4 protein-coding genes are annotated in these 4791 nt (G+C 71.8%); 3 read left to right on the plus strand and 1 reads right to left on the minus strand.

Annotation, left to right across the window (positions count from 1 at the left end; genetic code table 11):
- Both H5J30_RS17895 and H5J30_RS17900 read left to right on the plus strand, forming a co-directional pair.
- Positions 1 to 1117, plus strand: a 1117-nt coding sequence (locus H5J30_RS17895) for an ABC transporter substrate-binding protein (RefSeq protein ID WP_181788421.1), incomplete at its 5' end; no start/stop codon positions are given.
- 81 nt (positions 1118 to 1198) lie between these two features.
- Positions 1199 to 2422 (plus strand): glycosyltransferase family 4 protein, encoded by a 1224-nt coding sequence (locus H5J30_RS17900; RefSeq protein ID WP_181788422.1) that lies wholly within the window; start codon positions 1199 to 1201, stop codon positions 2420 to 2422.
- A 33-nt stretch (positions 2423 to 2455) separates the two neighbouring features.
- On the opposite strand, the gene ctaD is transcribed toward H5J30_RS17900, so the two are convergent.
- Positions 2456 to 4174, minus strand: a complete 1719-nt coding sequence (gene ctaD / locus H5J30_RS17905; RefSeq protein WP_181788423.1) for an aa3-type cytochrome oxidase subunit I — start codon at positions 4172 to 4174, stop codon at positions 2456 to 2458.
- Positions 4175 to 4583: 409 nt separating this feature from the next.
- On the opposite strand from ctaD, the gene H5J30_RS17910 reads away from it, so the two are divergent.
- Positions 4584 to 4791, plus strand: a 208-nt coding sequence (locus tag H5J30_RS17910; protein WP_181788424.1) for an I78 family peptidase inhibitor, incomplete at its 3' end; no start/stop codon positions are given.

Here is a 4791-nt window from a genome sequence, read left to right on the forward strand (position 1 = left end):
CGGGCCGCAGGACGGCGCGCGGGCCTACTTCGAGGCGCTGAACGCGCGCGGCGGCGTGGGCGGCCGTCCCGTCGAGGTCGTCACCTGCGACGACGGCGGCAGCGGCCTGGGCAACAGCGACTGCGTACGCGAACTGGTGCTGAAGGAGAAGGTGTTCGCGCTCGTCGCCACCACCTCGCTGAACTACGCCGGCGCCCCGCAGGTCAGCGAGGCCGGCGTGCCGGACATCGGCGGCCAGCCGATCGGGGCCGCGTACGAGACGTACCCCCACCTCTACGGCATCTACGGCAGCCGCGCCCCGCGCACCGGCGGCGAGCCCGGCTGGGACGGCGACCTCTACGGCGGCACCGAGGTCTACCGCTACTTCAAGCGCGAGCACGGCGCCCGCACCGCCGCCGTCGTCTCGTACAACCAGGCGGCCTCGGCCTCCTACGCGCGCAGCGTGACCAGCGGGCTGGAGGCCGAGGGCTACGACGTCGTCACCGAGCAGGTCGACTTCTCGCTGCCGAACTTCGACGCGGTCGCCGCCGACGTGCGCGCCCGCGGCGTCGACCTCGTCTTCGACGCCGTCGACGCCGGCGGCAACGCCAAGCTGTGCCGGGCGCTCGACGAGGCGGGCGTGGAGCTGACCGCGAAGGTCACCAACGTGCAGAACTGGAACTCGACGGTCCCCGAGGACTACGCGGACGCCGAGCGCTGCCGCAACTCCCTCTGGGTCACCGGCTCCAGCCGCAACTACGAGGACACCGGCGACCCTGCGGTCAAGGCGTTCCGCGACGGCATGGACCGCTACGCGGACACCGGCACCCGCTCCCAGTGGCAACTGGAGGGCTGGGCCGCCGCGATGTGGTTCGCGGACGCGGCGAAGTCGTGCGGCGCGGAGCTGACCCGCGGGTGCGTCGAGGACTTCATGGCGCGGGCGGAGCCGTACGACGCCGGCGGGCTGCTGCTGCCCGCCCGCTTCGAGCGGCTGCCCGAGCCGCCGCCGACCCGGCCCACGTGCGTGTCGGCGGCCCGCTGGCAGGACGACGCGGGCGGCGGCGCGGGCGGCTGGGTCAGCCAGGGCGAGATGACGGAGAACTGCTTCACCGTGCCGCAGCTCCCGTACCGGCCCTGACCTGCCGTGATGCCGCCTCGCCGCGGCTGTGCGACGCTGATGCGGGGGACTGTCCGCACCCGTCCGAGGTACCCGATCGCCATGAGGATCTCCTTCCTGATCAGCAACGCGTACGCCGTCGGGGGCACCGTCCGGACCACCTTCACCCTCGCCCGCACGCTCGCCGAGCAGCACGACGTGGAGATCGTCTCGGTCTTCCGCCGCGAGGACGAGCCGTTCTTCGACGCCGGGCCCCGCGTGCCCGTACGCGCCCTCCTCGACGCCCGCCCCGGCAGCCCCGGCTCCGCGGCCGACCACCCCGACCACGCCCTGCCCGCGCGCCACTACCCGCCCGCGGACGGCCGCTACGACCAGTACAGCGCGCTCACCGACCGGCTGCTGGCCGAGCACCTGCGCCACCTCGGCGCCGACGCGGTCGTCGGCACCCGCCCCGGGCTCAACGTCGCCGTCGCCCGGCACACCCGCCGTGGGGTGCTGCGCCTCGGGCAGGAGCACCTCACGTTCGCCACCCACCCCCGGCAGCTGCGGGTGGCGCTGAGTGCCGCGTACCCGCGGCTGCACGCCGTCGTCACCATGACGGAGGCCGACGCCCGCGCCTACCGCGCGCACCTGCGGCTGCCGGGCGTGGCCGTGACCGCCATCCCCAACGGCGTGCCCGCGCCGGACGTACCGCCGTCCGACAACACCGCCCGCTGCGTCGTCGCCGCCGGCCGGCTCGCGCCGCTCAAGCACTTCGACCACCTGGTCAAGGCGTTCGACCGGGTCGCGGACGCGCACCCCGACTGGCAGCTGCGGATCTACGGCACCGGGCCCCGCCACGACGCGCTGCGCGCCCAGATCGACCGCCTGGGCCTGTACAACCACGTCTTCCTCATGGGCGCCGTGCACCCGATGGAGCCGGAGTGGCCGAAGGGCTCGATCGCCGCGCACACGTCCGCGCTGGAGTCGTTCGGGCTGTCCATCGCCGAGGCGATGCGCGGCGGCCTGCCGGTCGTCGCGACGGACTGCCCGCTGGGCCCGCGGGAGATCATCCACGACGGCGAGGACGGCCTGCTCGTACCGCCGCGGAAGCCGGCGGCCGTCGCCCGCGGGCTGCTGCGGCTCATCGGCGACGAGGACCTGCGCCAGGAGATGGGGACCGCGGCGCTGGCGAACGCCGCGCGGTTCGACCCGGCGCGCGCCGCCGAGCGCTACGACGACCTCTTCGCCCGGCTGCACGCCCACCGGCCGACGCTGCCGCTGACCGGCACGGTGCTGGGCGGGCTGTACGCCCACCGGACCCGGGAGGGCGCGGAGGCGGCCTGAGGGCTGCCGCTGCCGGCCGGACGCGCATTGCGGCTACGACTCCCGCGGCTCCTGCTCCTCCCGCGGCCCCTGCCCCTGCTGCGGCTCCGGCTCGTCCCGCGGCCGCCTGGCCACGGCGTACGGGTGGTGCAGGTCGAAGGCCGGCGACTCGGAGCGGATCGGCGGCAGGGTGGTGAAGTTGTGCCGCGGCGGCGGGCAGGAGGTGGCCCACTCCAGGGAGCGGCCGAAGCCCCACGGGTCGTCCACGTCGACCTTCTTGCCCTCCTTCGCCGTGTGCCACAGGTTGTACAGGAACGGCAGCGTGGAGGCGCCGAGCAGGAACGCGCCGATGGTGGAGATGGTGTTGAGCGTGGTGAAGCCGTCGGCGTCCAGGTAGTCCGCGTACCGCCGCGGCATGCCCTCCACGCCCAGCCAGTGGTGCACGAGGAACGTGGCGTGGAAGCCGACGAACAGGGTCCAGAAGTGGATCTTCCCCAGCCGCTCGTCCAGCATCTTTCCGGTGAACTTCGGCCACCAGAAATAGAAGCCCGCGAACGTCGCGAACACCACCGTTCCGAAGACCACGTAGTGGAAGTGGCCGACGACGAAGTACGTGTCCGTGACGTGGAAGTCCAGCGGCGGCGAGGCCAGCAGCACGCCCGTCAGCCCGCCGAAGAGGAAGCTGACCAGGAATCCGATCGACCAGAGCATCGGCGTCTCGAAGGAGAGCGAGCCGTTGACCATCGTGCCGATCCAGTTGAAGAACTTCACCCCCGTGGGCACCGCGATCAGGAACGACATGAGGGAGAAGAACGGCAGCAGCACCGCCCCGGTCGCGAACATGTGGTGCGCCCAGACCATGATCGACAGGCCCGTGATGGCGACGGTGGCGGCGACGAGCATGACGTAGCCGAAGATCGGCTTGCGGGAGAAGACCGGGATGATCTCGCTGATGATGCCGAAGAACGGCAGCGCGATGATGTAGACCTCCGGGTGGCCGAAGAACCAGAACAGGTGCTGCCACAGGAGCGCCCCGCCCACCGCCCCGTCGAAGACGACCGAGCCGAACCGCCGGTCCGACTCCAGCACCAGCAGCGCCGCCGCCAGCACCGGGAACGCCATCAGGACGAGGATCGAGGTGAACAGGACGTTCCAGGTGAAGATCGGCATCCGGAACATCGTCATGCCGGGGGCGCGCATGGTGACGATCGTGGTCAGGAAGTTGACCGAGCCGAGGATCGTGCCGAACCCCGCCAGCGCCAGCCCCATGATCCACAGGTCGGCGCCAATGCCGGGGGAGTGCACCGGGCCGTTCAGCGGCGCGTACGCGAACCAGCCGAAGTCCGCGGGCCCGCTCGGCGTCAGGTAGGCGCTCAGCACGATCAGCCCGCCGAAGAGGAACAGCCAGTACGACAGCATGTTCAGCCGCGGGAAGGCCACGTCGGGCGCGCCGATCTGCAGCGGCATGATCTCGTTGGCGAACCCGGCGAACGTCGGCGTCGCGAAGAGCAGCAGCATGATCGTGCCGTGGATGGTGAACGACTGGTTGAACTGCTCGTGGCTGAGGATCTGCATCCCCGGCCGGGCCAGCTCCGCCCGCATCACCATCGCGAGCAGTCCGCCGAAGAGGAAGAAGGCGAACGAGGTGATCAGGTAGAGATGCCCGATCTTCTTGTGGTCGGTGGTGGTCAGCCAGTCCACGACCACCGAGCCGTGCCGCCGGGCGCGCGGGGGAGCAGGTGCCGGTGCCGGTGCCGCCTCTGTCGTCCCCATCGCCTCTGCACCTTCCGCTCGTAGCTCACGTGTGACGGCGCGCGCGTCCACGGCACGACGGTGCCACCGGTGTACGGATCCGGCGCGCTACGCGCGTTCGCCCGGTGTGTCGCGGAGAGCCGCCCGGAGGATTTATGCGGAGCTGACACCGGGCGCCGCCGACAGGAGGAAATTCGATGAATTCCAGGGGGCCCGGCGGGTAAACAGCAGGTGCGATTAGCGGCGCTGACAGCAATTCCCGATAGCCCGTCAGGAGGTGCCTCTCGGACGCCTGTACGGGCCCTCTCGCGGGCCCCTCGGCGGCCGGTGGGCGCTGTGACAGAAGTGTGACCCGCGGTGAACAGGGCCGGGACATCCCCGTGGTCCGTTGCCCTACCGCGGCCGTGACCAGGGGCATAGCGTGGGCGCCATGGCGACTCCACCGAACGTGCCGACACCGGCCCCGAACCCCGACGACGACCCCGAGAGCTACGTCGGCCTGGCCGCCGCCGACGCCGAGGAGCGGGCCAGGGGCCGCGGCTGGACCACCGTCCGCCCGCTACCCCCGGGGGCCATCATCACCATGGAGTTCATGGGCGGACGGCTCAACTTCACCGTCCAGGACGGCCGGGTCACGC

The organism is Streptomyces phytophilus (assembly GCF_013870535.1).
Lineage (GTDB): Bacteria > Actinomycetota > Actinomycetes > Streptomycetales > Streptomycetaceae > Streptomyces > Streptomyces phytophilus.

Coding starts and splice junctions, on each gene's coding strand:
- H5J30_RS17900 (WP_181788422.1), top strand. CDS start 1,199: ATGAGGATCTCCTTCCTGATCAGCAACGCGTACGCCGTCGGGGGCACC.
- ctaD (WP_181788423.1), bottom strand. CDS start 4,174: ATGGGGACGACAGAGGCGGCACCGGCACCGGCACCTGCTCCCCCGCGC.